This window comes from Bacillus sp. A1 (assembly GCF_042296235.1).
In the GTDB taxonomy this organism is placed as follows: domain Bacteria; phylum Bacillota; class Bacilli; order Bacillales; family Bacillaceae; genus Bacillus; species Bacillus velezensis.
The window spans coordinates 361,782-386,244 of record NZ_CP141181.1 but is presented as its reverse complement, the minus strand read 5'-3'; the positions used below and the strand labels follow the sequence as shown (position 1 = coordinate 386,244).

The 24,463-nt window shown below is 50.8% G+C and carries 14 protein-coding genes and 2 pseudogenes; 6 read left to right on the top strand and 10 right to left on the bottom strand.

Features of this window, described 5'->3' with window-relative positions; all coding sequences use genetic code 11:
- Positions 1–11: 11 nt before the first annotated feature.
- The 4 genes from U2H13_RS01970 to U2H13_RS01955 are packed head-to-tail and all read right to left on the bottom strand — an operon-like array spanning position 12 to position 2,756.
- Positions 12–473 (bottom strand): hypothetical protein, encoded by a 462-nt coding sequence (locus U2H13_RS01970; RefSeq protein ID WP_094296372.1) that lies wholly within the window; start codon positions 471–473, stop codon positions 12–14.
- Positions 473–700, bottom strand: a complete 228-nt coding sequence (locus tag U2H13_RS01965) for a non-oxidative hydroxyarylic acid decarboxylases subunit D (RefSeq protein ID WP_007410250.1) — start codon at positions 698–700, stop codon at positions 473–475. Before U2H13_RS01965 ends, U2H13_RS01970 begins: the two co-directional genes overlap by 1 nt.
- 17 nt (positions 701–717) lie before the next feature.
- Positions 718–2,139 (bottom strand): phenolic acid decarboxylase BsdC, encoded by a 1,422-nt coding sequence (bsdC, locus tag U2H13_RS01960; protein WP_003156369.1) that lies wholly within the window; start codon positions 2,137–2,139, stop codon positions 718–720.
- Between the two features lie 2 nt (positions 2,140–2,141).
- A complete protein-coding gene (locus U2H13_RS01955) occupies positions 2,142–2,756 on the bottom strand; it encodes a non-oxidative hydroxyarylic acid decarboxylases subunit B (RefSeq protein ID WP_088005476.1) in 615 nt (204 codons plus the stop codon).
- A 91-nt stretch (positions 2,757–2,847) separates the two neighbouring features.
- On the opposite strand from U2H13_RS01955, the gene U2H13_RS01950 reads away from it, so the two are divergent.
- From U2H13_RS01950 to U2H13_RS01925, 6 genes are all read left to right on the top strand, one after another.
- On the top strand, positions 2,848–3,720 hold the full coding sequence (locus U2H13_RS01950) for a LysR family transcriptional regulator (RefSeq protein ID WP_014416884.1): 873 nt from the start codon (positions 2,848–2,850) through the stop codon (positions 3,718–3,720).
- A gap of 129 nt (positions 3,721–3,849) precedes the next feature.
- Complete coding sequence (tcyA, locus tag U2H13_RS01945; RefSeq protein ID WP_014416883.1) at positions 3,850–4,647, top strand: cystine ABC transporter substrate-binding lipoprotein TcyA; 798 nt, start codon at positions 3,850–3,852, stop codon at positions 4,645–4,647.
- Positions 4,634–5,338, top strand: a complete 705-nt coding sequence (locus tag U2H13_RS01940) for an amino acid ABC transporter permease (RefSeq protein WP_003156375.1) — start codon at positions 4,634–4,636, stop codon at positions 5,336–5,338. The genes tcyA and U2H13_RS01940 overlap by 14 nt, the downstream gene beginning before the upstream one ends.
- Positions 5,339–5,350: 12 nt before the next feature.
- Positions 5,351–6,094: a cystine ABC transporter ATP-binding protein TcyC gene (tcyC, locus tag U2H13_RS01935; protein WP_129092000.1), complete on the top strand. Its 744-nt coding sequence runs from the start codon at positions 5,351–5,353 to the stop codon at positions 6,092–6,094.
- 81 nt (positions 6,095–6,175) lie between these two features.
- Positions 6,176–6,823 carry a YitT family protein gene (locus U2H13_RS01930; RefSeq protein WP_376700652.1) on the top strand — a complete coding sequence of 216 codons (648 nt, stop codon included), beginning with the start codon at positions 6,176–6,178 and terminating at the stop codon, positions 6,821–6,823.
- Positions 6,824–6,921: 98 nt separating this feature from the next.
- A complete protein-coding gene (locus U2H13_RS01925; RefSeq protein WP_376700651.1) occupies positions 6,922–7,596 on the top strand; it encodes a 4'-phosphopantetheinyl transferase family protein in 675 nt (224 codons plus the stop codon).
- Positions 7,597–7,631: 35 nt separating this feature from the next.
- Here the strand turns inward: U2H13_RS01925 and U2H13_RS01920 are convergent, their stop codons facing one another.
- From U2H13_RS01920 to srfAB (U2H13_RS01895), 6 genes and pseudogenes are all read right to left on the bottom strand, one after another.
- Positions 7,632–8,942 carry an aminotransferase class I/II-fold pyridoxal phosphate-dependent enzyme gene (locus U2H13_RS01920; RefSeq protein ID WP_021495134.1) on the bottom strand — a complete coding sequence of 437 codons (1,311 nt, stop codon included), beginning with the start codon at positions 8,940–8,942 and terminating at the stop codon, positions 7,632–7,634.
- A gap of 121 nt (positions 8,943–9,063) precedes the next feature.
- Entirely contained in the window at positions 9,064–9,795 is a 732-nt protein-coding gene (gene srfAD / locus U2H13_RS01915) for a surfactin biosynthesis thioesterase SrfAD (protein WP_014416878.1), read from the bottom strand.
- 19 nt (positions 9,796–9,814) lie between these two features.
- Complete coding sequence (srfAC, locus tag U2H13_RS01910) at positions 9,815–13,651, bottom strand: surfactin non-ribosomal peptide synthetase SrfAC (RefSeq protein ID WP_376700650.1); 3,837 nt, start codon at positions 13,649–13,651, stop codon at positions 9,815–9,817.
- A gap of 34 nt (positions 13,652–13,685) precedes the next feature.
- A pseudogene (gene srfAB / locus U2H13_RS01905) lies at positions 13,686–21,227 on the bottom strand (surfactin non-ribosomal peptide synthetase SrfAB); the annotation flags it as partial.
- Positions 21,173–21,337 carry a competence protein ComS gene (gene comS / locus U2H13_RS01900; protein WP_269194677.1) on the bottom strand — a complete coding sequence of 55 codons (165 nt, stop codon included), beginning with the start codon at positions 21,335–21,337 and terminating at the stop codon, positions 21,173–21,175. The pseudogene srfAB (U2H13_RS01905) and the gene comS, both read right to left, overlap by 55 nt.
- 16 nt (positions 21,338–21,353) lie before the next feature.
- Positions 21,354–24,446: pseudogene (gene srfAB / locus U2H13_RS01895) on the bottom strand (surfactin non-ribosomal peptide synthetase SrfAB); the annotation flags it as partial.
- Positions 24,447–24,463: the final 17 nt, after the last annotated feature.

Below are 24,463 nucleotides of genomic sequence, written 5' to 3'. Positions count from 1 at the left end.
TTTTTATGCGTCTATCGTTTTAACTCCTCAAGTGCTTCTCTCCATCTCTTCAAGACATCTTCCGGTTCGTGGAGCTGGATGGCCGGTCCGGATGTCAGATCCGCGTATTTCGCCCGATCTTCCTTGACGGTGATCACGCGGCAGCTGAACCGTTCCCGCTCGTGTTTCGCCTCTTTCAGCGGCGGAAGCGCCTCACATTCCAATGTGACATAATATGCGGCTCCTCCGTTCCAGGCGATGAAAAGCGCTTGTCCCGAATGCAGCAGGCTGCTTACGGTCGTCGTGTTTTTCCATAAGGCGAGCCGGAGATTCGTTCTGCTCACGGCCACGATTTCACCGGCACTGATCATGGCCGCGTGCGGACGGCCTTCTTTCGTCACAGATTGGAGCACAAACGCGTCGTGCTGCTTTTTTTCAAGCTCCGTCCCGTCTAAAAGCGTGTAAAGCGCCTCCGGCAGCTGCTCCGGCAGCATTACGCTTTTCTTTCCGGAACAGCGGGAACATGTGCGGCCGTCTCTGTTTCTTTCGGATCGATTTTAAATGCCGGGTTGAATGCCGCCGGATTCGTGATGCTTTCCGGTTCACAGGATCTCCATGTGAAAAAGCAGGTTTGGCATTGGTATATTTCCCAAGCGCCTTTGACCGGCGATTGGCTGACGGTTTCTCCTTTTTTCGATTCACAGCGCGGGCATGTTTTCATTGCAATCTCATCCTTTCTTATTGATTCATCAAGTCCATCAGTTTTTGTTCCCACTCTTTCGTTGTCAGCGGAGAATCAAGCGGCTGAGAATAATGGCCTCTTGTTTCCGGCGCGACAGGCGTTGTCGCGTCAAGAATCATTTTGTGTGTCATCCCTGCCGGATCAGACCCCGGGTCAAGCGGAAGGACGGACAGGTCAGGAATGATGACTGCATCGTGTTTCGGATGCATTTTCGTTGAGAGCGCCCACATGACTTGCGGGAGGTTAAACGGATCGACATCCTCATCCACGACAATGACCATTTTGCAGTAGCCGAGTCCGTGCGGCGTGGTCAGGGCGCGCATGCCGACCGCCTTGGCAAAGCCGCCGTAGCGCGTTTTCGTGGAAATAATGGCGATCAGCCCGTGCGTATACATCGCGTTCACGGCGACAATTTCGTTCGGATAAGCTTCCTTGAGCTGCTGGTAAAGCGGCACGCACGTATTAATGCCGATCATATAATCGCACTCCGTCCACGGCATGCCTAAGTATAAATGTTCAAAAATCGGATTGTTTCTATGATATACCCGTTTGATTTTGATCACCGGCATGCTGCGGCCGCCGGAATAATGGCCCGTGAACTCACCGAAAGGTCCTTCGTATTCCCGTTCTCCCGCAAGGATCTCTCCTTCCAGAACGACTTCAGCGCCCCAAGGGATGTCTAAATCAGACAATTTAGATTTGACGATTCTGTAGGGCTCCCCTTGAATTGCGCCGGCCATTTCATACTCGGATTGATCGTATAACAGCGGAGTTGATGCAGCTGTCGTAATCACCGGCTCACAGCCGAGCGCGATCGTAACGGGAAGATTCACGCCGCGTTCTTCAGCTTGGCGAAGATGAATCGCAATATCATGCTGAGGCACGGGCTGAATGCCGAGGCGGTCTTTTCCCTTTACCTGCATTCTGTAAATACCGACATTCTGCTTGCCGAAATTGTCCGGATCTTCAAGATCGCGGGAAATGACACACGCTTTATCCAAATAGTAGCCGCCGTCCCCCTGGTTGATTCTGAATAGCGGAAGGATGTCAAATAGATTGATATCTTCCGTTATTTCATTTTCATGAAACGGCGCGGTTTCTTCCCGTTTGACCGGCACCGGAAATGCATCGTACCGTTTGGCAAACTCAAAGAATTGTTCTTTTACAGGCGTATCTTTCGGCATGCCGAGCATCATCGCGTGATTCGGCCACGAGCCGATGACATTCAGAGCCACCTGCGCATCGTGATGTCCGTAAATATTGTTAAACAAAAGCGCAGGGGTTTTATCCCCGAGATTGCTGGCTGCACGCGCGGCGGCGCCCAGATCCGGCTCCGGTTTTACCTCTTCGTTGACTGTTAAGAGCTGCCCTTCTTTTTCAAGAGCGGCGAGAAATTCCCTAAAATCCTGATAGGCCATTATCAGATTCCTCCTTTTTGTTTTTCAATTCCGTACCACCGTTTCGCTTCCGGCAGACGGATGCCGAACTGATCGAGCGTCCGGAACACAATATGGTCGATCAATTCATCCATGTCAGCCGGCTTGTTATAAAATGCCGGCATCGGCGGAAGAATGACGGAACCCATTTTTGTAAGCGCTAGCATATTTTCTAAATGGATTTGGCTGAGCGGCGTTTCTCTTGTCAGCAGTACAAGTTTTTTCCGCTCCTTCAGAATGACGTCAGCCGCTCTGGTCAGCAGATTGTCAGCCATTCCGGTGCGGATGCTTGCCAGTGATTTCATGCTGCACGGAGCGATGATCATCCCGTCCGTTTCAAACGAGCCGCTTGAAATCGCCGCTGCCTGGTCTTTGTGAGAATACGTATAGGATGCGAGTTTCTCGACATCTTTTAACGTATAATCGGTTTCATGTGTAATGGTGACATTTGCCCAAGGAGACACGACAAGATGGGTTTCGATCTCCGCGGCTTTTAAATATTCTAAAAGCCTGATCCCGAATATGGCTCCCGTTGCCCCGGTCATTCCGATGACGAGCTTCATATTGACCCCTCCTTTACGCTTGAAATGTGGTGTCAAAACCATCATACTCCTGATATATCCATATGAAAAATATTCGTTAAATCTATGTATCATACCTTAAAGGTATAAAAGAAAGGAGCGCGTTCTCATGGATATCCGGCAATTGCGTTATTTCATCACCATTGCCCAAGAGCAGAAAATCACGACGGCCGCCAAAAAGCTTCATATGGCACAGCCGCCTTTAAGCAGACAGCTGAAACAGCTCGAAGAAGAATTGGGCGTCATTCTGTTTGACCGCCATAAAAAGAAACAAATGACCCTTACATATGAAGGAAATGTCTTTTTGAAAAGAGCGAAAGAGATTCTTCATAAGTTTGAGGATGCCATAATCGAGGTACAAGAGCTGAAGGAAGAAGTGGCCGGCACACTTGCCGTCGGGTCAACCATTTACTGCGCAGCGTTCATGCTTGAGAAAGTGTCACAGATGAAAGAGCGGTTTCCGCATCTCACCTTTAACATTTGGGAAGATGAACCCGTCTCACTGCTCGAGCTTCTGGAAACCCGGCAGATTGACGCCGCCGTGACCACCACCTTGATTAAAAACGACGGCATTGAATCGAAGGAGCTTGAAGACATTCCGTGTGTATTGGTGCTGTCCGAGCATTCAAAACGACTGTGCGGTGAAACGATTAAACTGAATGACATCGCCTCTTTGCCTCTGATCCTTTTGCGCACCGTCAATGGAAGAGGTGTGTATGACCAAGTCCTCCAAGTTTGTGAACAGTACGGTCTCGACCTTCAGGTTGTCTGTGAATGTCATGACTCCGCGACGCTTTTGAGCCTCGTATCGTCAGGGTTCGGCGCCACGATTCTGCCTTTGACGATGATTCCCGTCCATATGCGCTCGCATGTCAAAACGGTTATCATCGAAGACAACCCGTTTGTCATGACACCGGCCGTCATCTGGAGGAAAGACAGCTACCTGCCGAAGCCTGTCAGACAGTTTTTGGAATTATTTTGATCTCAGAACACGAAGAATTCCCGCTTATGAAAACCAATTACTTGACTCATACTAAAAAAAAGTTATCCTTTACAATTGGGAGCTATTTTTTCTCAATAAAACTACTCAGAAAAGTGGGGAATAAAGAAGATGAAAAAAGCATTATTCGCTTTGTTCATGATGGTCAGCATCGCGGTGCTTGCAGCCTGCGGAAACTCACAGGACAGCGGATCTAAGTCAAAAGACGGCGATCTTTGGGCTTCTGTCAAGAAAAAAGGCGTACTGACCGTCGGCACAGAAGGAACGTACGAACCGTTTACCTTCCATGATAAAAAGAGTGACAAACTGACCGGATATGATGTTGAAGTGATTCAAGAAGTCGCGAAACGCCTCGGTCTGAAAGCTGACTTCAAAGAAACGCAATGGGACAGCATGTTTGCCGGATTAAACGCGAAACGGTTTGACGTCGTCGCCAACCAAGTCGGCAAAACAGGCCGTGAAAACCAATATGATTTTTCTGATAAATACACAACGTCAAATGCAGTCGTCGTGACGAAAAAAGACAGCACGATTGCGAAAGAGGCTGATGTCAAAGGAAAAACAGCGGCTCAGTCATTAACAAGCAATTACAATAAATTAGCGAAAGAAGCCGGCGCGAAAATTGAAGGCGTTGAAGGCATGGCTCAATCCCTTCAGCTCATTCAGCAGGGCCGCGCTGATCTGACTTACAACGATAAGCTTGCCGTACTGAACTACTTAAAAACGTCCGGCAATAAAAACGTGAAAATCGCGTTTGAAGCAGGCCAGCCGCAGCAGACGTATTTCGCATTCCGAAAAGGAAGCGGCGAACTTGTGACTCACGTCAACAAAGCGTTAAAAGAAATGAAAGAGGACGGGACTCTTTCTAAAATAGCGAAAAAATGGTTCGGCGAAGATGTTTCTAAGTAACATGCCGGAACCCGTGATTGCAACAGCCATTCCATGGGATTTGGTGCAGCAGTCATTCTGGCCGATTCTTTCCGGGGGAATCTATTACTCGATCCCCCTTACCATTCTTTCCTTTATTTTCGGAATGATCATCGCGCTGATTACGGCGCTCGCCAGAATGTCAAATATGAAACCATTGAGATGGGTGTTCAGCGTATACGTATCAGCGGTGCGCGGCACTCCTCTTCTCGTTCAATTGTTCATCATTTTTTATCTGTTCCCGACATTTAATATTACGCTGGACCCTTTCCCAAGCGCAGTCATCGCGTTTTCATTAAACGTGGGCGCCTACGCTTCTGAAATCATCCGGGCATCTATTTCATCCGTGCCGAAAGGGCAATGGGAAGCCGGTTATACGATCGGCATGACCTATCGCAAGACATTGTTCCGCGTGATCCTGCCGCAGGCGTTTCGCGTGTCCATTCCGCCATTATCAAATACATTTATCAGCCTGATCAAGGATACATCTCTCGCGTCACAGATTCTCGTCGCGGAGCTGTTCAGAAAAGCGCAGGAAATCGGCGCGCAAAACCTTGATCAAATCTTGGTCATCTATATTGAAGCCGCCTTTATTTATTGGATCATCTGCTTCTTGCTGTCAATCGTACAGCATGTGATCGAACGGCGTCTCGACCGTTATGTGGCCAAATAAGGAGGTTTCGATATGCTTTCCGTCAAAGGATTAAATAAATCATTCGGACAGAATGAAATTTTAAAAAAGATAGATATGGAGATAGAAAAAGGGAAAGTCATCGCCATTCTGGGGCCGTCCGGTTCAGGAAAAACGACGCTTCTGCGCTGTCTGAACGCGCTTGAGATCCCCAATCGCGGCGAGCTGGCATTCTCAGATTTTTCAATAGATTTCTCCAAAAAAGTGAAGCAGGCTGATATTCTTCGCCTCCGCCGCAAATCAGGCATGGTCTTTCAGGCGTATCATCTGTTTCCTCACCGCACGGCGCTTGAAAACGTCATGGAAGGACCCGTTCAAGTGCAAAAGCGCGACAAGGAGCAAGTCAGAAAAGAAGCGATGGAGCTTCTGGAAAAAGTCGGACTGAAAGACAAAATGGATTTATATCCGTTCCAGCTTTCCGGCGGTCAGCAGCAGCGGGTCGGCATCGCCCGCGCGCTTGCGATTCAGCCCGAGCTGATGCTGTTTGACGAACCGACATCAGCGCTTGATCCGGAGCTGGTCGGCGAGGTGCTCAAAGTGATTAAGGATCTGGCGAACGAAGGCTGGACGATGGTCGTCGTCACCCATGAAATCAAATTCGCGCAGGAAGTGGCCGATGAAGTCATCTTCATTGACGGCGGCGTCATTGTGGAACAAGGACCGCCGGCCCAGATTTTTTCCGCGCCGAAAGAAGAACGCACGCAGCGGTTTTTAAACCGTATACTGAATCCTTTGTAGGAGCCGTAGAAGAAGCGAAACACTGATTTCGCTTCTTCTTTTTTTTGGCGGTTATGCTACAATGACAATTAATGAAATTTTATGAAAGAAGGGACCTCTTTGAAGCGGGAATTCTTGATGCGCTGGACGTTTTATTTTGCCGGTCTGTTGATTTTGTCTTTCGGGGTATCGTTAACCATTAAAGGAAAAGCTCTCGGCATCAGCCCTTGGGATGCCTTTCATTATGGGCTTTTTCAGCATTTCGGGCTATCTGTCGGCCAATGGTCCATCTTGGTCGGCGCGGTCATCGTGGCTTTAACCTGCCTGTTCACGAGGACACTCCCGAAAATCGGCGCTATCTTAAACATGGTGCTGATGGGAATGTTTATTGATTTCTTCTCGTTTCTGCTTCCTGAGGCGCACGCTTTTTCCTTAGCGGCCGTGTTTTTTTCTATCGGATTGCTGCTGATCGGCTCCGGCGTCGGTATTTACGTATCGGCTGGGCTCGGCGCGGGCCCCCGGGACTCTCTGATGATGCTGATATCTGAAAAAACGGGCTGGAACGTGCAATGGGTGCGGAACGGCATTGAGCTCACGATTCTTGCCGCAGCCTGGATGATGGGCGGACCGATCGGCGCCGGAACCATTATTACGGCTGTTTTGACGGGGCTGATTCTGCGTTTTTCTTTGCCGCAGTCCTCTAAACTGTTAACATACGCGATCTCCGGGCGGGCAACGTCCGTTCATTAAAAACAAAGCCGAAACGGTTTTGTTTTTTTATTTTCGGACAGCTTTCGTCTGATATGATAGGATGGTTTTGACAATATTTTCAGACGGAGGATCTGGACATGAAGATTTACGGAGTATATATGGACCGCCCGCTTTCTGCAGGGGAAGAGGATCGGATGATGGCAGCCGTGTCCGCCGAAAAGCGGGAAAAATGCCGGCGCTTTTACCATAAGGAGGATGCTCACCGCACCTTGATCGGCGACATGCTGATCCGCACCGCTGCGGCGAAGGCTTACGGACTTGATCCGGCCGCGATTTCATTCAGCGTCCAGGAATACGGAAAGCCGTACATCCCCGCGCTTCCGGACATGCACTTTAATATTTCCCACTCCGGGCGCTGGATCGTGTGTGCCGTTGATTCAAAACCGATCGGCATTGATATTGAAAAAATGAAGCCCGGCACGATTGATATCGCCAAACGGTTTTTTTCACCGACGGAATACAGTGATCTGCAAGCGAAACACCCCGATCAGCAGACCGATTATTTTTACCACCTGTGGTCGATGAAAGAAAGCTTTATCAAGCAGGCCGGAAAAGGGCTTTCCCTGCCGCTTGATTCATTCAGCGTCCGCCTTAAAGACGACGGCCATGTGTCCATTGAGCTCCCGGACGGACATGAACCTTGTTTCATCCGCACATATGAGGCGGACGAGGAGTATAAGCTGGCCGTTTGTGCGGCGCATCCCGATTTTTGTGACGGGATTGAGATGAAAACGTATGAAGAGCTGCTGTAAGCATAGAAAAAGGAGGGTGTCCCCCTCCTTATTTGTCAGCCTGATATTTCCGCCTGTTTCTGCAGCTGCTTTGCTTCTTGATAAATTTCTTCGAACAGATCCGCGATGTGTTCTTCTTCAACACATGAAAATGCGATTCGCAAATCGGTTTCATTAATGGATATCGTTCCGATTCCTCTCTTTTCAAGCAACGACACTCTCAATTCGCCGGCGTTTATGTCTTTCAGCCGGACACACATGAAATAGCCCGAGTTAAACGGATAAGGCGTCCATACGTCTTCATAATGCTTGTTTTCTGCAAGAACGGCTTTCACTTTGTCAGCCCGTTTTTTCATGATGTTATATTTCAGCGATTTTTCTTTCTCGTATTCCGGTGACTGCATCGCCCGAAGCATGAATGTTTGGGACGGGTGCGGGGCGCTTGAAATCGTTCCCCTGATAATCCCTTTTGTTTTTTCCTCGAGCACGCGCAGCGCTTTTTCGCTTTTTGTGCTGTACGTAATAAAACCGACGCGGAATCCCCATGCGTAATTTTCCTTCGTCGCGCCGTCTATTTTCACGCAAAGCACCCGGTCGTGCACTTGGGCGAGTTTGCTGAAGATGGATTCCTGAATGGCCGTTTCATCGTAAAACAGATTGTAATACGCATCATCTACGAGCACGACAATCTCTTTGCCGGCCTCCGCCGCCTCCAGAATCACGCTGACGATTTCTGACGCTTCCTCTTCCCCCGGCGTATAGCCTGTCGGATTATTCGGGAAATTCAGCACAACAATCGCCTTTTCTTTCTGCTTTTTCAGCAGCTCGGACAGCCCCGCCGCATTAAAACGCCCATCCTGCTGAAAAAGCGGGTACGTCTCAATGGATGCCTTGCGCCGGACACCGAAAATGAAATTGTAATTTCCCCAATATTTATCAGGCAGAAGCAGCGCATCCCCTTCATTGACGAACAAGTCGGCGGCAATGCTCAGCCCGTGTGTTAAAGCGTTTGTCACGATCGGCGTGCTGATGTCTTTGCCGGCTAATGAAGGATTTTCGAGACGCATTTTTTTCAGCCATTCCTGTCTGAGCGGCTCTTTTCCCTGCGGCGGAGCATAATCGTAGATATCATCGGGGTTATAGGCGGACAGTGTCTCTTGAATATGGGAAAAGTGCATGGACTCGCCTTGTGAGGTGGCAATCCCGATCGTGGCGTTATACTTTCCGGCCTTGGCTTTCGCTTCCGCCGATTGTGTCAGCACCCCTTTCGGATAAAACAACTCTCTGCCCAAATCAGATAGCATATGAAGCACGTGCGGGTTTTCTTCAGATAATGTTCTGTTCAGCTCTTTTGCTGCATCATTCATGTACGACAATCCCTTCAAAATTATATTCCATCAAATCATAACATAAAATTTTTGATAAATGAGAAAACTCACGGGCAGATTTTGTTACAAAAAACAGACAGCGAATGCTGTCTGTCATATCCTATAACAATTGGCCTGCAGTGCTCCTGTTAATAATCTCATAGATTCGTTCCGCCACTTTTTCAGTTTCACTTAATATGAACATGTGGCCGTCCGAAAACTCATGAAATACGGGATTGCCGGCCCATTTTTTCCATCCGTCCGCATCTTTGATACATTTTTTATCTTTCCGCCCGTTAAAAATATGGACGGGTGATTGAATGATGTGAGAATCAGACGGACGGAAGCTTTCAAGCGCGCGGTAGTCGGATCTGAAAGAAGGCAGGAAAAATGACATGACCTCCTTATTCTCCACTAACTCCTGCGGCATTCCGCCCAGTTCAATAATATGGGCGAGAAATTTTTCATCATCAAGATGAGACACTTTTTTCCTTTCCACATGCGGCGGCTGAATGGCTGAGATGATCACGGCCTGCGGGTAAATCCCCTCCCGCTCCAGCTTTTGCGCCAGCCTGAAAGCGACCATGCCTCCCATACTGTGGCCGAACAGCACAAACGGGCGGTCAGGATGGAGATTCAACTCCTGCTTGTATAAACTGACAAGCTGTTCAAAATCCTCAACGGGGGACATTTGATTTGTTCCGTGTCCCGGCGGTTCCGCGGCAAGCATCTCACACTCACCTTGAAGATAGGTGTGGAGCGGGCGGAATGATGCGGAATAGCCTCCTGCGAACGGAAAACAGATAAGCTGCGTTTTTTCCGTGGTATCGAACGATTTAAAGAGCTGGACCATTGGCGGGCTTCCTCCTTTTCTATCGTGAAGTTGTCAGCTTCAGATGTTCCTCCCTTAGGAATTCGAGCAAATATGCCGCATTCCTTTCGAGACATTCTCCCTGAAGCATTTCTGCGTGAGTGCCGCAGCCTTTTTTCACACGGTATTCACCTGTCGTGGCTTCCTCCCACGCAGCGAGCCACGGCGGCATCGCAAAGTCCGGTTCTGACGTTAATAGATCTATATCCGCATTAACCGTGCCGGTACTGACGGTATGCACGAAATAAGAATAAAACGCGTTTGTTTTTTTGGCGAGACCTTCTTTGACGGCTTCGTTATTCAGCGCTTCATTGTCCCGGTTTACCTTCATCAGCGCCTGGACATCACTTTCTACGGTGCGGCCTTCTAAGTCGCTGACGCCTTGTTTTTTATAGGAATCGACCATGATCAGCCGCTCCACTTTACGTCCTTCGGCTTCAAGCTGTTTGGCCGTTTCAAAGGCGAGCGTGCAGCCTGCCGAGTATCCGAACAGCTTGACCGGTCCTTCCGGCTGGAGCTGATTGATCAGCTCTGTGTAGCGTTCGATGCGGTTGTCTTCTTCGATAAAATCAAACGCGCAGATTCGATAGCCGGACAGCTGTTTTGCCAGCGGCTGGTACATCAGCCCGTAACCGAGAACCGGCGGGAACGCAAACAGTGTGTCAGACTGATTTTTATTCATGATGGTGAGATCTTTCATTCCTTTTTCTTCACCGTGAAGCAGATAACCGGCAATGTCTGCGATTGTCGTCGCTTCGAACAACAGCTGCACCGGGATATCAGCACCGAGCTCTTTTTTAATGCGCGACGCTGCCGTCATCGCTTTTAAGGAATGGCCTCCGAGCGCGAAGAAATCATCATGAATCCCGATCTGCTGTCTGCCGAGAATGTCGGACCAGATGTGCGCAATTGTTTCTTCCGTCGCGTTTCGAGGCCCGATCCATTCTTTCGCCGCCTGAGCCTGATCCGGTTTCGGCAGCTGCCGTTTATTGACCTTCCCGTTTGTCGTTAACGGAAGCTCCTCTAAGAAAGTAAAGGTTTGCGGCACCATGTAAGCAGGAAGCTGTTTTTTCAAGTGCCTCTTTACGTCATCAGCTGAAAGCGGCGTCCGGTTCACGAGGTAGGCATTGATTGATGCATCTCCGGACTCATGGCGGTCTGCAACAACGACCGCATCTTTCACACCCGGGTATTCCTGCAGCTGCTTTTCGATTTCTTCAAGCTCAATCCGGTGTCCGCGTATTTTGACCTGGTCGTCAATACGCCCGGCGTATTCAATTGTTCCATCCGGCAGCCAGCGTGCTAAATCCCCTGTGCGGTAAAGCGTTTCTCCCGGCTTGAACGGATTTGGGATAAACGTTTGCTTCGTCAGGTCATGACGGTTCAGATACCCTTTTGATACACCCATTCCGCTGATGCACAGTTCACCGACAGCCCCAAATGGCTGAAGCTGATTTTGCCCGTTCAGAATATAAACACTGGCATTGCTGATCGGCTTTCCGATCGGCAATGAGGAAATGGAATCCGGTATGTCGTGCACGACGTGAGCTGTCGCAAACACCGTGCCCTCAGTCGGCCCGTAGCAATTAATCAGCTTGCCAGGCCCCATGATCTCAAGCGCCTTTCTGACGTGAGGCACTGACGCGCGCTCACCCCCGAATAACACACAGCGAAGCCCCTTCAGCCACTCCTCTCCCGCATCGGTGAGAAGATTAAAAAGTGCGGTTGTCGCAAACATGACATTGACATTCTCCTGCCGGATCAGATCAGTGAGCCGTTCTGTATCAAGCAGTGTATGTTCATCTGCGATAATGAGCCGTGCCGCATTCAGTATTGATGCGTAGAAATCAAAGGTAAATGCGTCAAAGGCGTAATTGGAAACAGATAAGAACGTATCTTTTTCAGAAAATGCCATGTAATCTACATGCTTGACCAATCCTTGAATATTGGCATGAGTGGTGATATTGCCCTTCGGCTTTCCGGTTGTGCCGGACGTATACATAATATACGCCGGATCATCGGGATCAATTGCGGCTGCAGGATCGCTTGCCTGTTCCTCAAACCGTGCCCGATCATCGATGATGAGTGTTGTTCCTGTATACGGCAGCTGAGCCGCTTTTTCTTTCATCTCCTGATGTGTCAGCAGACAGGCTGCCGCACTGTCAGCCAGCATATACGAGATTCGGTCTTCCGGCAGCTTCGGATCAACCGGCAGATAAGCCGCTCCTGCTTTTAATACGCCGAGAATGCCGATCACCAGTTCAAGCGAGCGCTTCGTGTACAACGCGACAACGGAGCCTTTGCCCGCACCTTGCTTTTGCAAACGGCGCGCAAGACGGTTCGCTTCCTCATCTAATTCACGATAGGAAAGAGTCTGGCCGGAATACGTAAGCGCCGGCGCATCAGGATTTACATTCACCGCTTCCTTGAACCAATCCGTCAGAGGCTTCGCCTGATGAGTCTGAGCCGGCGGGTTTAAGCCGGTAAGCAGAAGCTCTCTTTCCTTTTCATCAACAAGTCTGATCGTATTGACAGGCTGATCCGGCTTCTGGATGAGCTGCTGAATCGCTGTGAGAAGCTGAGATTTTAAGCGCAGGATAAACGCCTCATCAAACACATTCCCGTTATAGGCAAGCTTAATCAGCATCTCATCACCTGGAGAAGCCATCAGGTTGAGATCATAATTCGATTTCTCAAAAACGTGTACATCCTCCATATCAAAGCCGTTTTCACTGTTCTCTTCATTTTTTGCATCCTGAAGCGGATAATTTTCAAACACAATGATGTGGTCAATCAGCTTTGGCTGATCGGCCTGGCTTTGGATGTCATAGAGCGGCACATATTGATGCGGCTCAGACTGCAGCGATTGCTCCTGCAGCTGCTTGAGCAAGCCGTTAAATGTGGTATCCCGAGACAGCTTCACCCGCCTCGGGACAGCATTGATAAACAGCCCGACCATATGTTCAACGCCTTTGATTTCTGCGGGACGCCCGGAAACGACTGTGCCGAAGATCAAATCGCCGGTCTGCTGGTAGCGGCTGATTAATACACTCCAAACCGCCTGCAGCGCCGTACTCAAAGTGGTATGCTGCGATTTTGCAAGCTCGGTAAATGCTTTTGTTTCCTGCTTCGGCAGTGAGAAGAGCAGCTCTTTCGGATCGTAGCCGTCCTTTTGTTTCTTTCTTTGCTCCGCAAATGTCGTTTGTCCTTCAAAATCTTCTAAGTACCCGCGCCAGTAATGCAGTGATGCTTGTTTATCCTGCTTTTCAAGCCACTTGATATAGTCTTTATACGGTTTGACCGGCGGCAGGCTGTACGGCTTTTGTTCGCGCAGGGCATTGTATACCTTAAACAGATCCTGCACGACGATGCCGAAGCACCAGCCGTCCAAAATGATGTGGTGGTAGCTCCACACCCATTCAAAGCTTTCTTCCGATTTTTTAAAAATGGCTGCCCGCATCGGAATATCCCGCGTCAAATCAAAGCCCTTGATCTTATCCTGTTCTTTGTATTCATTGATTTTGGCTGTTTGCTCGCTGTCCGTTACATGTGTCAGATCGATTTCTTCTATCTGAAACTGACGTTTTTTCAATACGACTTGGACCGGTCTTTTTACTTTTTCGTGAATGAACACGGTACGAAATACATCGTACCGGTCCATGATCACATTCATGCTTTCTTCAAGGCATTTGATATTCAAGCTGCCTTTTACTTTCATTGTCATTTGTTCGATATAAAAGCTTTGGCCGGGATTCAGGAGAGTATGAAACAGCATTCCCTCCTGCATCGGCGACAAATAATACATGTCCTGAACCTGATCTTTGCTGAATTGGCTCATCTGCTCCGCTCCCCCCTTCTGTGATCTGTTTTTGTCACGTTAAATTCTCCTCAAGCATGTCAAAGATGTCTCCCATTTCATCCATTTCAAGATCCTGCGCGCTGAAATCGCTCGGCGTAAATTCTTTCTCTTCTTTGGCCGTGCAATGGCGGATGATCATTAAGAGATTGTCTTTAAACCGCTGCATCTGTGTTTCGACGGTGCTTCTTTCATATTCTTCCTGATTGTATGAGCAGGAAATGACGAAGCGGCCGCCTGTAACCATCCCGCTGAAGCTCAGTGCGTATAACGCCTCTGACTCTTCGCTGACTTGACGTCCCATATCATATGGAGACGGCTCAAACCATTCCGTTTTCACTTCATTGTCAAACTGCCCTAAGTAGTTAAAACTGATTTCAGGCGCGGCGCCTTGTTCTGTTTCATCGGATGACAGATACCGGAGAATCCCGTATCCTACACCTTTATCAGGAACGCGCCGCACCGTCTCTTTTACCGTTTTAATGACGGAAGAGACGCCGTCTTCCTTGCTGATTTGCAGAATCAAAGGATATTGGGCAGTAAACCAGCCGACCGTCCGTGAAATATTGACATTCGGTATGATTTCTTCCCGGCCGTGTCCTTCTAAGTTGATGCCGACTTTGCCGTTTTCCGTCCATTCACCGATCGTTAAGCCGAGCGCGCTGAGCAGAATGTCGTTGATTTCCGTTCCGTACGGATGATGAACATCTGTAAGCAGCTGTGCCGTTTCTTCCTCAGTTAATTCACATTTCACGGCCGCCGTATGTTTGACGAGCCGTTTGTTCGGATCATGGTCTTTCGGCAGCGGCCGGAGTTCTTCCGCATCTGCCTGTGCCCAATAATCCGCCTGCTTTTTCAGCTCTTCTGATTGCGCAAATGTGTTCAGCGCCTCCGCCCAATCTTTAAAGGAGTGGGTTTTTTGCGGGAGGACGATGCTGTTTTGCTGCTGCGCCTGTTTATAACCTGAAGCGAAATCCTCAAGCAGAATTCTCCATGAAACCCCGTCCACGACGAGATGGTGAACCGCGATTAACAGATGATCGCCTTGTTCTGTCCGGTATTGCTCCGCTTTTAACAGCGGGCCGTTCTCCAGATCCAGACTTCCCTGAAGATGATCGGCAAGCCGCTGAATCTGGCTTTTCAGCATATCCTCGTCAGTTCCGTACAGATCAACGATGTCAAAGCTTGCCTTGCATTCTGTGACAGGGAGGTATGTCTGAATGATGCCTTCCCTTTCTTCACGGTACACCATGCGGAGCGCATCATGGTGTTCAATCAATGCTTGCAGGGTTTTTTCCACCAGGTCCGGATCAAAGCCGTCTTTCGCGTGAAGCATGACGGATTGGTTCCAGCGGTGTTTGTCCGTGAAGTTTTTCTCAAAGAACCAGCGCTGGATCGGCGTTAACTCCGCTTCGCCTTCGACAGGTCCCTGGTCGGCCTGCTTGCCTTCCGTCCGCTCCACATAAGAGACGAGTTCTTCGATGGTCGGGTGCTGGAAGAGGTCTTTCATCTCCAATTTGTAGCCGTGCTGGTTCAGGCGGCTCGCCATTTGGATGCCTTTGATCGAGTCGCCGCCGAGCGTGAAGAAATTATCGCTTACGCCGATCTGATCAAGACCGAGCACTTCCTGCCAAATGTCGGAAAGCAGCGTCTCCATCTCCGTTTCCGGCGCTTTGTACGCGGCGCTTCCCGCTTCAATGTCAGGCGCCGGCAAGGCTTTTTTGTCAATCTTTCCGTTTGCGGTGACCGGAAGCTCGTCCATCTCCACCCAGAACGCCGGCACCATGTAGTCAGGCAGCGTGTCTTTCAGCGCGGCTTTGAGCGCTTCAATATCGTCCTGCTGAGGCGCGACATAGGCGCAAAGCGCGGTATTGCCCGCTTTGTCTTCCACCGTCGTCACCGCTGCGTCATGAACGTCCGCAAGCTGGGCGAGGCGGACTTCGATTTCTGAAAGCTCGATCCGGTAGCCCCTCACTTTGACCTGCTGGTCGATACGGCCGATGTATTCAATGCCGCACTGCGCGTTCCATTTGACGAGATCGCCGGTCCGGTACATGCGCTCGCCGGGCACGAACGGATCTGCGGTAAACCGCTTCGCCGTTTCTTCCTCACGGTTCAGGTATCCGCGCGCCAGACCGCGGCCGGCCACGCACAATTCACCGGCAATGCCTTCCGGCTGCACCTGATCTCCGCCGCCGAGAATATAAACTCTCGTATTGGCAATCGCCCGTCCGATCGAAAGCGACCCTTCCTCCGGATTGATGACGCCGCTTGTCGCGACGACGGTGTTTTCCGTCGGGCCGTAGTTGTTGACGATCGTGTACGGCTGTTTCACCGCCCGCTTCAGCTTATCGCCGCCGACGAGAAGCATGCGGAGAGAGGTATTTTCCATCTCCATAAATTGTTCGGCCAGCTGCGTCGGCAGGAAGGTGATGGTCACGCCGTGCTCTTCGAAATAGTGATTTAAGCGGGTGATATCCAGCCGGATCGCTTCGTCAATGACATGAAGCTCCGCGCCGATGGTCCATGCCGGGAACATCTCCCAGATGGAGGCGTCAAAACCGAAGCCCGCGTATTTGGCGCTTTTATCATCTGCCGTCATGGCGAATGCGTCGTGATGCCAGAAGCACAGGTTCACCAGCGCATGGTGTTCGACCATGACACCTTTCGGCTGTCCGGTCGTTCCTGATGTGTAAATCATATAAGCGAGATGATCCGCCGTTGTTTCCGTCTGCGGGTTCGCTTCATCGTTTTCATCAAGCGGCAGGCTCAGAATGGAGCGTCCGCCGTCAAGCAGGATCGTTTCTCCGTTGTAGCTGTCCGGCACGCCCAGCGCTTCCTGTGTGAGAAGAAGCTTGGCGCCGCTGTCCTGCAGAATGTAGCTGATCCGCTCTTCCGGATAGTCGGGGTCAATCGGCACAAATGCCGCGCCCGCTTTCAGGACGCCGAGTACGCCCGCGGCCATTTCCAAGGACGGTTTCGTCAGGATGCCGACACGCTCGTCAGCCGTGACGCCGCAGTCCATGAGAATGCGCGCGATGCGATTCGCCCTTGCGTTCAGCTCGCCGTACGTCCATTTCGCGCCGTTATATGCCGCGGCCGGCCGGTTCGCGTAGCGGGCGGCCGTTTCTTCAAAGAGACGGTGAACCGTTTTGTCCTGCGGCACAGAGAGTGTTTTTCCTTTCCATGTGTTGAGGAGGGCTTGTTTTTCAGCATCGCTGATCAGTGAAAGCTCAGGCAGCTTTCTGTCCGGACTTTCTGCCGCTTGCTTCAGAATCCGCAGGAACCCGGCGCTCCACTTTTCAATTGTTTCTTTTTTAAACAGATCAGTCGCATATTCAAACTGAAGGCCGAGGCCTTCTTGATCCGTAAACCCGCCGAGTGTCAGATCGAATTTCGCCGTGCCTTGGTTTGACTCATACGGAGTGATGCGCAGGTTCTCCAGTTCCAGTGTTTCTTTATCCGGATCTTCTGTCGTCACCATCACCTGGAACAACGGGTTGCGGCTCATGTCTCTCGGCAGGTCAAGCTTTCCGATCAGATCCTCAAACGGGTAATCCTGATGCGCCAGCGCGTCGAGATTGGTTTGTTTCACCCGTTCGAGCAGCCCGGCGAAGGTCTGCTCTTTGCGCGTTTCATTGCGAAGCGCAAGCGTATTGACAAACATCCCCGGCATTTCCTGAACTTCGGCGTTCGTTCTTCCGGCGGTCACCGAGCCGATAATGATATCGCGCTGCCCCGTGATTTTGCTCAAAAAGACATGGAACGCGGCGTGAAGCACCATATGAAGAGTCGCTCCTGATGATTCCATTAATTCACGCACCGCTTTTTCCGTTTCACGCCCCGCTCTGAAACGGACGTATTGTCCTTTAAAACTTTGAACCGGCGGACGGGGAAAATCGGTCGGCAGATTCAATTCAGGAAGCTCGCCGGAAAATGCGGAGAGCCAATAACGCTCATGGTCTTTCATCCGTTCGGCCTGCTCAGGTTCATTCTGCCAGACGGCGAAGTCTTTATAGTGCAGGTTCGGCGACGGCAGACTTCCCCCTTTATAAAGATGAGCGAGCTCTTTGACCAGCATGCTTCTGGATACGCCGTCGGCAATAATATGATGCATATCCATCAGCAGCAGGTGTTTCTTTTCGTTCAGTCTGACAAGAGCGGCCCGAATGAGCGGAGCCGCGCTCAGATCAAACGGCTTAATGAATGCCTGAATGATAAGATCCGCTTTCTCCTCGTCCGCTGCTTCAAAGATGTGCAGGTCAATGTCAGCCTGTTCTGCGATCTGCTGCATCGGGCGGCCGTTTTGATCGATAAAGGACGTCCGCAAAGACTCGTGGCGATTGATCATCTGATTGAGCGCTTCCTGAAGCCTTGAAATATTGACTTCTCCTTCCATCAGAAGAACGGACGGCATATTATAGCTGATTGTCTCCCGGTCAAGCTGGTTCAGGACGTACATCCGTTTTTGGGCGGATGATAACGGGTACGCGTCTGCACTGTCTGCCGGTGAGATCATCCGATATCCCTCAGATACCGCTGATTTTTCGATATATGCGGCAAGCAGGCGGACAGTCGGCTGTTCGAACAGCGCTTTTAACGGAACCGTTTTGTCCAGTTCAGCCTGAATATTGGCGAGGAGCATCATGCCTTTTAAAGAGTGCCCGCCGTAATCGAAGAAATTATCGTCGATGCCGAGCGTATCCGTACCGAGTGTCTGTTTCCAAATGCGGCACAGTTTTTCCTCCAATTCCGTTTCCGGCAAGGCTGAAGCTGTTTGCGCCGTTTGGCTGACGCCCGGTTTCGGGAGGGCGTTTTTATCGGTTTTTCCGTTGGCTGTGAGCGGAATGCGCTCTACCTGCACGAAATAAGCCGGAAGCATATGAGACGGCAGGGTTTCGGAAAGCCGTTTGCGAAGCTCAGAGCCTTTCAGCTCACTGTCGGCTTTATAGTACGCGCACAGTTCCGGCAGCCCGCCTTCGCTGACTGCGAGAACGACCGCCTCCTGAATGCCGTTTACGCTTAACAGCACGGTTTCAACCTCTTTTAATTCAATGCGGTAGCCCCGGATTTTCACCTGATCATCCGCACGGCCGATAAATTCAATCGTCCCGTCAGAAAGCCTGCGGACGACATCTCCCGTTTTGTACATCAGGCTGTCCGGTGAAAAAGGATTTGAGAGAAATTTCTCCGCCGTCAGCTGCGGACGGTGAAGATATCCTCTGGCAAGCCCCTTTCCGGTAATATAAAGCTCGCCGCTTGCGCCCGGAGGCACGAGCTGCATTGCTCCGTCCAATACAAGCGCGCCGGTATTCGCAATCGGGCGGCCGATGACGGGACGCTGCTCATATTGATCAAGGCGCTCCATATTGATCCGTCCGGCAATGGCACCGATCGTCGTTTCCGTCGGCCCGTAGTGATTGATGAAGTCGGTATGGGCGTATACGTCATGAAACTTGCGGACATCGGACGTGATGATCTTTTCTCCGCCGAGCACCACTAAACGAAGCGGGCTGAAACGGCGTTCTGCCGCAAAGCGGGCTGTATTGACGATCATATGGAACAATGACGGCGTCAGTTTCATATACGTAATGCCGTTTTTCTGTATATACTCACCAAGCTGATCAGGCGCGGTGTACGTCTCTTTCGGCACAATGTGCAGCTCGCCGCCCGCCTGAAGAATCGGGAATATAGCCGTATAGCCGAGATCAAATGCGTAAGAAGACAGCAGCACAGATTTGTCAGCTTCGGTCAAACCGGCTTCACGGCTGAACCATGTGACATAATTGATTAGATTGCGGTGCTCCAGCTGGACGCCTTTCGGTTTGCCCGTTGTTCCCGAGGTATAAATGATATATGCAAGCTGGTCGGCGCCGGGCTCCGTTTCAAGCCGGCCGGCGCTTTCGTTCTGCCATTCTCCGTCTTCCATTACGACCGTTTTTCCTTTATAAACGGCGGCCGCGGTCATGTTTCTCTCATTGACGACCAGAAGCTTCGTTCCGCTGTCTTCAAGAGAGTAGCGGATTCTCTCTTCAGGAGTCTCCGGATCAATCGGGAGAAATGCCGCTCCGGCTTTCATGACGCCGAGAAGCGCGGTAATCAAGTCCGCCGAACGATCCATCATAATGGCCACGATGTCCTCACTGCCCGTTCCGCAAGCCTGAAGGTGGCGGGCAAACCGGTTCGAGCGTTCATCAAGCTCACGATATGTCAGACTTGTTCCGCCCGCAACCGCCGTGAGATCAGGCGTTTTTTGCGCTTGCCGTTCAAACAGCGAAACAAAAGTGCCCTCAGGCAGATCCGCTTCCGTACGTTTTTCATCAGAAAGGAGCGCTTCCCGTTCAGGAGCGGACAGCAGGCTTGCGTCGGACAGCTGAATATCCGGATTTTCAGCGCAGGCTTTAATCAGATTGACAAAATGAGCGCTCCAGCGGCGGATGGTTTCGTCCGCAAATAAGGCTTTCGCGTAATCAAAGCTCAATCCGACCTCTTCTCCGCGTTCAGCCGCTTCTAAGGAAAGATCAAATTTAGCGACATGATGATGCATGGAGTATGAAGAAATCTCCAAATCTCCGAGCCGCAGGGCCGGGATCTCCATGTTCTGCATATTAAATAACACGCTGAACAGCGGACTCCGGCTTGTGTCCCTCGTTAACGGCAGTTTTTCAATTAATTCTTCAAGCGGATAGCTTTGATGCTCAAAAGCTTGAAGGCTCGCCGTTTTCACCTCATCCAAAAATTGTTTGAACGTTTTTTTGCCGGCAGGATGCGACCGAAGCGCAACTGTGTTGACAAACATGCCCGGCACGTCTTGGAGATCAGGATGCTGTCTTCCGGCCGCCGGAGACCCGACTATGATGTCTTCCTGCCCCGAATATTTGGACAGCAGCACTTGAAAAGCGGCCAACAAGAACATGTACATCGTCGTATCCGTATCAGCCAGCAGCTTCTTAATCTGCGCCGTCACCTGTTTATCAAGCCCGAAGATGACGCGTTCCCCTTCAAAACTGCGCTCGGCAGGACGCGGGAAATCAAGCGGCAGATCCAGCACCGGCAGATCGCCTTTGAACGTCTCAAGCCAGTAGGCTTCGTGCTGATCGAGATTTGCTTTTTCACGCTGCCAGACTGAAAAATCCTTATAATGAATCTTTGGCAGCGCAAGCTCCGTGCCTTGATAAAGCTTCGCAAGATCACCGATGAAAATGCCCATTGAGCTTCCGTCCGTAATAATGTGGTGCATGTCAATCAGCAGAAGATGCCGGTCTTCTTCAAGCCGGATCAGCTTCGAACGGACAAGCGGCGCGCGGTTGAGCGCAAAAGGCCTGATAAAGTCTTTTGTCAGCTCTTCTGCATCTTCTTCCCGGCCCTCGGCGGTTTCAAGCTCAAACGACACATTTTTATGAATGGTCTGCACAACTTCTCCATCTGCCATGTCAAACGACGTACGCAAGGTCTCATGACGGTTGATTAATGCCTGCATGGCCTCCTCAAGACGCTTTTTGTCTACTGATCCTTCCAGCAGAAGTACAGCAGGGACGTTGTAGCTCGTGCTGGCCTGTCCGAGCTGATTAAGGATATACATCCTGCGCTGTGCTGAGGAAACAGGATAATGCTCCTGATAAGGCGCTTGTCGGATCGGTTCAAACTGCTGCTCCTCCTCGCTCTCATGCTGCAAATAATGCGCAAGCTCCTGAATGGTCGGCTTTTCAAATAACACTTTAATCGGCACTTCTTTTTGAAAGTGCTCCTGAATTTTAGCGGTCATCATCATGGCTTTTAAAGAATGTCCGCCAATCGTGAAGAAATTGTCAGTCACACCCGCTTTTACACCGAGAATGCCTTCCCAAATGTCCGCGAGTTTCTGCTCCGCTTCCGTTTTCGGCGCTACGTATTCTTTTTGAACGGCTTCAGCCTGAGGCTCAGGCAGCGCTTTTTTATCAATCTTTCCGTTCGCCGTCAGCGGAAACTGATTCATCTGGATGAAGTGCGCGGGAATCATGTATTCCGGAAGTGATTCCGAAAGTGTTTTGCGCAGGTCTTCCGGTGAAAGGGCTTGGTCTGCGGTAAAGTAAGCGCAGATTTCATTTTCATCCGCTTTATTTTTCCGGATCACAGCCGCTGATTCCGTCACATTCTCCGCCTGGCTGATTTTCGCCTCAATTTCACCGAGCTCGATTCTGAAACCGCGGACCTTTACTTGGTTGTCAATTCTGCCGAGAAACTCGATCGTGCCGTCCGGAAGCCATTTCGCCAAGTCCCCCGTCCGGTATATCATTTCATCCGGTCTGAACGGATCGCGTACAAACTGCTTCTCCGTTAATTCAGGCAGATTCACATAGCCTCTTGCCACTCCGCTTCCGCCGACGCACAGCTCACCGGGCGCGCCGATCGGCTGGAGGCTGCGGTTTTCATCCATAATGTACGCAGTGGAATTTCCTATCGGCTTCCCGATCGGGATCGAACCGTCGTAGTCCTGATCAATGAGAAAACTCGTCGAAAACGTCGTATTCTCAGTCGGCCCGTAGCCGTTCCAAAGCGACAGCTCCGGTGATGCCTTCCTCACTTTGCTGACGATATGCGGCACAAGCGCGTCACCGCCGATGATGAGGTGCCGGAGCGTGTTAAACATGCCGGCATGCTTTTGGGCAAGCTGATTAAACAGCGGAGACGTCAGCCACATGGTCGTGATCCGCTGCTCTTTCAGAAATTGGGCGAATTGTCCGGCGTCAAGCAGCGTCTCTTTTTTCACCGGATGCAATGACGCTCCGTTCAGCAATGCGCCGAAGACTTCGAAGGTTCCGGCATCAAAGCTGACGGCTCCCGTTTGCGCCATCCGGTCTTCTTCATGAACCGGCACGTAATTCGAATGTTTGACGAGCCTGATGATATTTCTGTGTTCAATCATGACGCCTTTCGGTTTGCCGGTCGATCCGGATGTATACATGATATACGCCAAGTCGTTGCCGCCGGCCGGAAGATTCAAGTCTGTTCCGCTTACCGTTTCATCCGCGCTTTCATCCAGCATGATGACCGGGACTTGCAATGCGCCCGCTTGTTCTTGATAGTCCTGAACTGTCAGCACGAGCCGAATCGAGCTGTCTTCCGCCATAAAGCGGAGACGGTCCTCCGGAAAAGCCGGATCAATCGGCACATATGCGCCGCCTGCTTTTAAGACGGCAAGCATTCCGATAACGGTTTCCGCAGACCGGTCGTTCATAATAGCGGCGGTCCGGCCTTTTTCCAGCCCGCTCTTCACAAGGCGCCTCGCCAGGCGGTTGGCCGCTTCGTTCACTTCACGGTAGGTCCATTCGCGTCCCGCTTCTTTTATCGCGATACTTGCAGGCGTCCGGTTTGCCTGTGCTTCAAACAAACGGTGAACGGCCTCCTCTTCCGGAAGCGCCGTTTTCGTATCATTGAATACCTCAACAATCTGCCGCTCTTCTTCGCCTGAAACAAGGCCGAGTTCCCGCACGGGCGCGTCAGGCGTTCCGACCGCGGCTTTCATCATGCGGGTCAGATGGTGCGCCGTTCGTTCGATGGCATCATGGGCGAAAGCCGCTCCGTTGTATTTGATTTTGACAGTCCACGTTTTTCCCGGATACACGATGAGATTGAAATCAAAGCTCGTCTGCTCAAAAGCATGTTCCACTTTAATGGAAAAGCCGAGTCTTTCCTCCATGCCCCCGTTTTCCAGCTCTTTGTCCAGCGGATAGTTTTCAAACGCGACCAAATGATTCAAGAGGCTGCCGTCCAGGGCGGAGCGCTTTTGAATGTCATAGAGCGGCACATAATCATAGCGCTCGGCTTCCACGGCGTTTTTCTGAACTGCCGCCATCACGTCCGAAAAGGCTGCATCTTTGTCAATCTTGATTCTGACGGGAATCGTATTGATGAACAGCCCCGCCATCGTTTCAATGCCGTTGATTTCTGAAGGACGGCCTGATACGACGGTGCCGAACACCACATCGTCTGTATAGTTGTATTTGCTGAGCACCGCACCCCAAACGGCCTGAAACAGGTTAGGCCCCGTGACTTGATGCCGGTTGGCGGTCTGCTGAATCTGCGCGACCAGCTCCTCATCCCAGACAAAAGAATATTCTTCATTTTGGTAGTCTTTCTTTTCTGCTGCCAGACGGCCCGGGAGCAGGCTCGGCTGTTCGAAATCCGCCAGGCGGCTGCTCCAATATTGTTCCGCCTCCTCATAATCCCGGCCTCCGAGCCATTTGATATAGTCAGAGTAAGGTTTGCCCTGGCTTCCCCCGGCGGGCCGGCCGGCACGAAGCGCTTCATAGTTTTGGAACAGGCTTTTCATCAAAACGCCCATACTCCAGCCGTCCATGACGATATGATGATTGCTCCAGACGAGATACAGCTCCTTCTCACTGAGTCTGAACACCGCCGCTTTAAAGAGAATATCCTTCGCCAGATGAAAGCCCTGCTGCTGCACGCCGCGTTTATAGCGTTCAATATATTCGGTTTGGCGCGCTTTATCTAATTGACTGATATCTTCATAGTGCACCTTCGTCTTCCGCTCCGCCAATACGACTTGGCGCGGTTTTTGAAGCTGCTGGTGCACGAATACCGTACGCAGGATGTCATATGTCCGGATCAGCTCATTGACGCTTTTTTCAAAAAGCTCCAGCTGAAAGCTTCCGTGAATCCTAAGCTCTAATTGTGTGAAGTAGGAGGAAGAATGCGGATCAAGCAGCGCATGATACAGCATTCCCTCCTGCATCGGTGTGAGTGCATACACCTTTTGAATTGATTTTTTGCTCATATGTCACCTCTGTCTTT

Bases quoted from the DNA above. Each gene is read 5' to 3' on its own strand.
- U2H13_RS01970 (WP_094296372.1), bottom strand. From the start codon at position 473: ATGCTGCCGGAGCAGCTGCCGGAGGCGCTTTACACGCTTTTAGACGGG.
- U2H13_RS01965 (WP_007410250.1), bottom strand. From the start codon at position 700: ATGAAAACATGCCCGCGCTGTGAATCGAAAAAAGGAGAAACCGTCAGC.
- bsdC (WP_003156369.1), bottom strand. From the start codon at position 2,139: ATGGCCTATCAGGATTTTAGGGAATTTCTCGCCGCTCTTGAAAAAGAA.
- U2H13_RS01950 (WP_014416884.1), top strand. From the start codon at position 2,848: ATGGATATCCGGCAATTGCGTTATTTCATCACCATTGCCCAAGAGCAG.
- tcyA (WP_014416883.1), top strand. From the start codon at position 3,850: ATGAAAAAAGCATTATTCGCTTTGTTCATGATGGTCAGCATCGCGGTG.
- U2H13_RS01940 (WP_003156375.1), top strand. From the start codon at position 4,634: ATGTTTCTAAGTAACATGCCGGAACCCGTGATTGCAACAGCCATTCCA.
- tcyC (WP_129092000.1), top strand. From the start codon at position 5,351: ATGCTTTCCGTCAAAGGATTAAATAAATCATTCGGACAGAATGAAATT.
- U2H13_RS01930 (WP_376700652.1), top strand. From the start codon at position 6,176: ATGAAAGAAGGGACCTCTTTGAAGCGGGAATTCTTGATGCGCTGGACG.
- U2H13_RS01925 (WP_376700651.1), top strand. From the start codon at position 6,922: ATGAAGATTTACGGAGTATATATGGACCGCCCGCTTTCTGCAGGGGAA.
- U2H13_RS01920 (WP_021495134.1), bottom strand. From the start codon at position 8,942: ATGAATGATGCAGCAAAAGAGCTGAACAGAACATTATCTGAAGAAAAC.
- srfAD (WP_014416878.1), bottom strand. From the start codon at position 9,795: ATGGTCCAGCTCTTTAAATCGTTCGATACCACGGAAAAAACGCAGCTT.
- srfAC (WP_376700650.1), bottom strand. From the start codon at position 13,651: ATGAGCCAATTCAGCAAAGATCAGGTTCAGGACATGTATTATTTGTCG.
- comS (WP_269194677.1), bottom strand. From the start codon at position 21,337: ATGAGAGCGAGGAGGAGCAGCAGTTTGAACCGATCCGACAAGCGCCTT.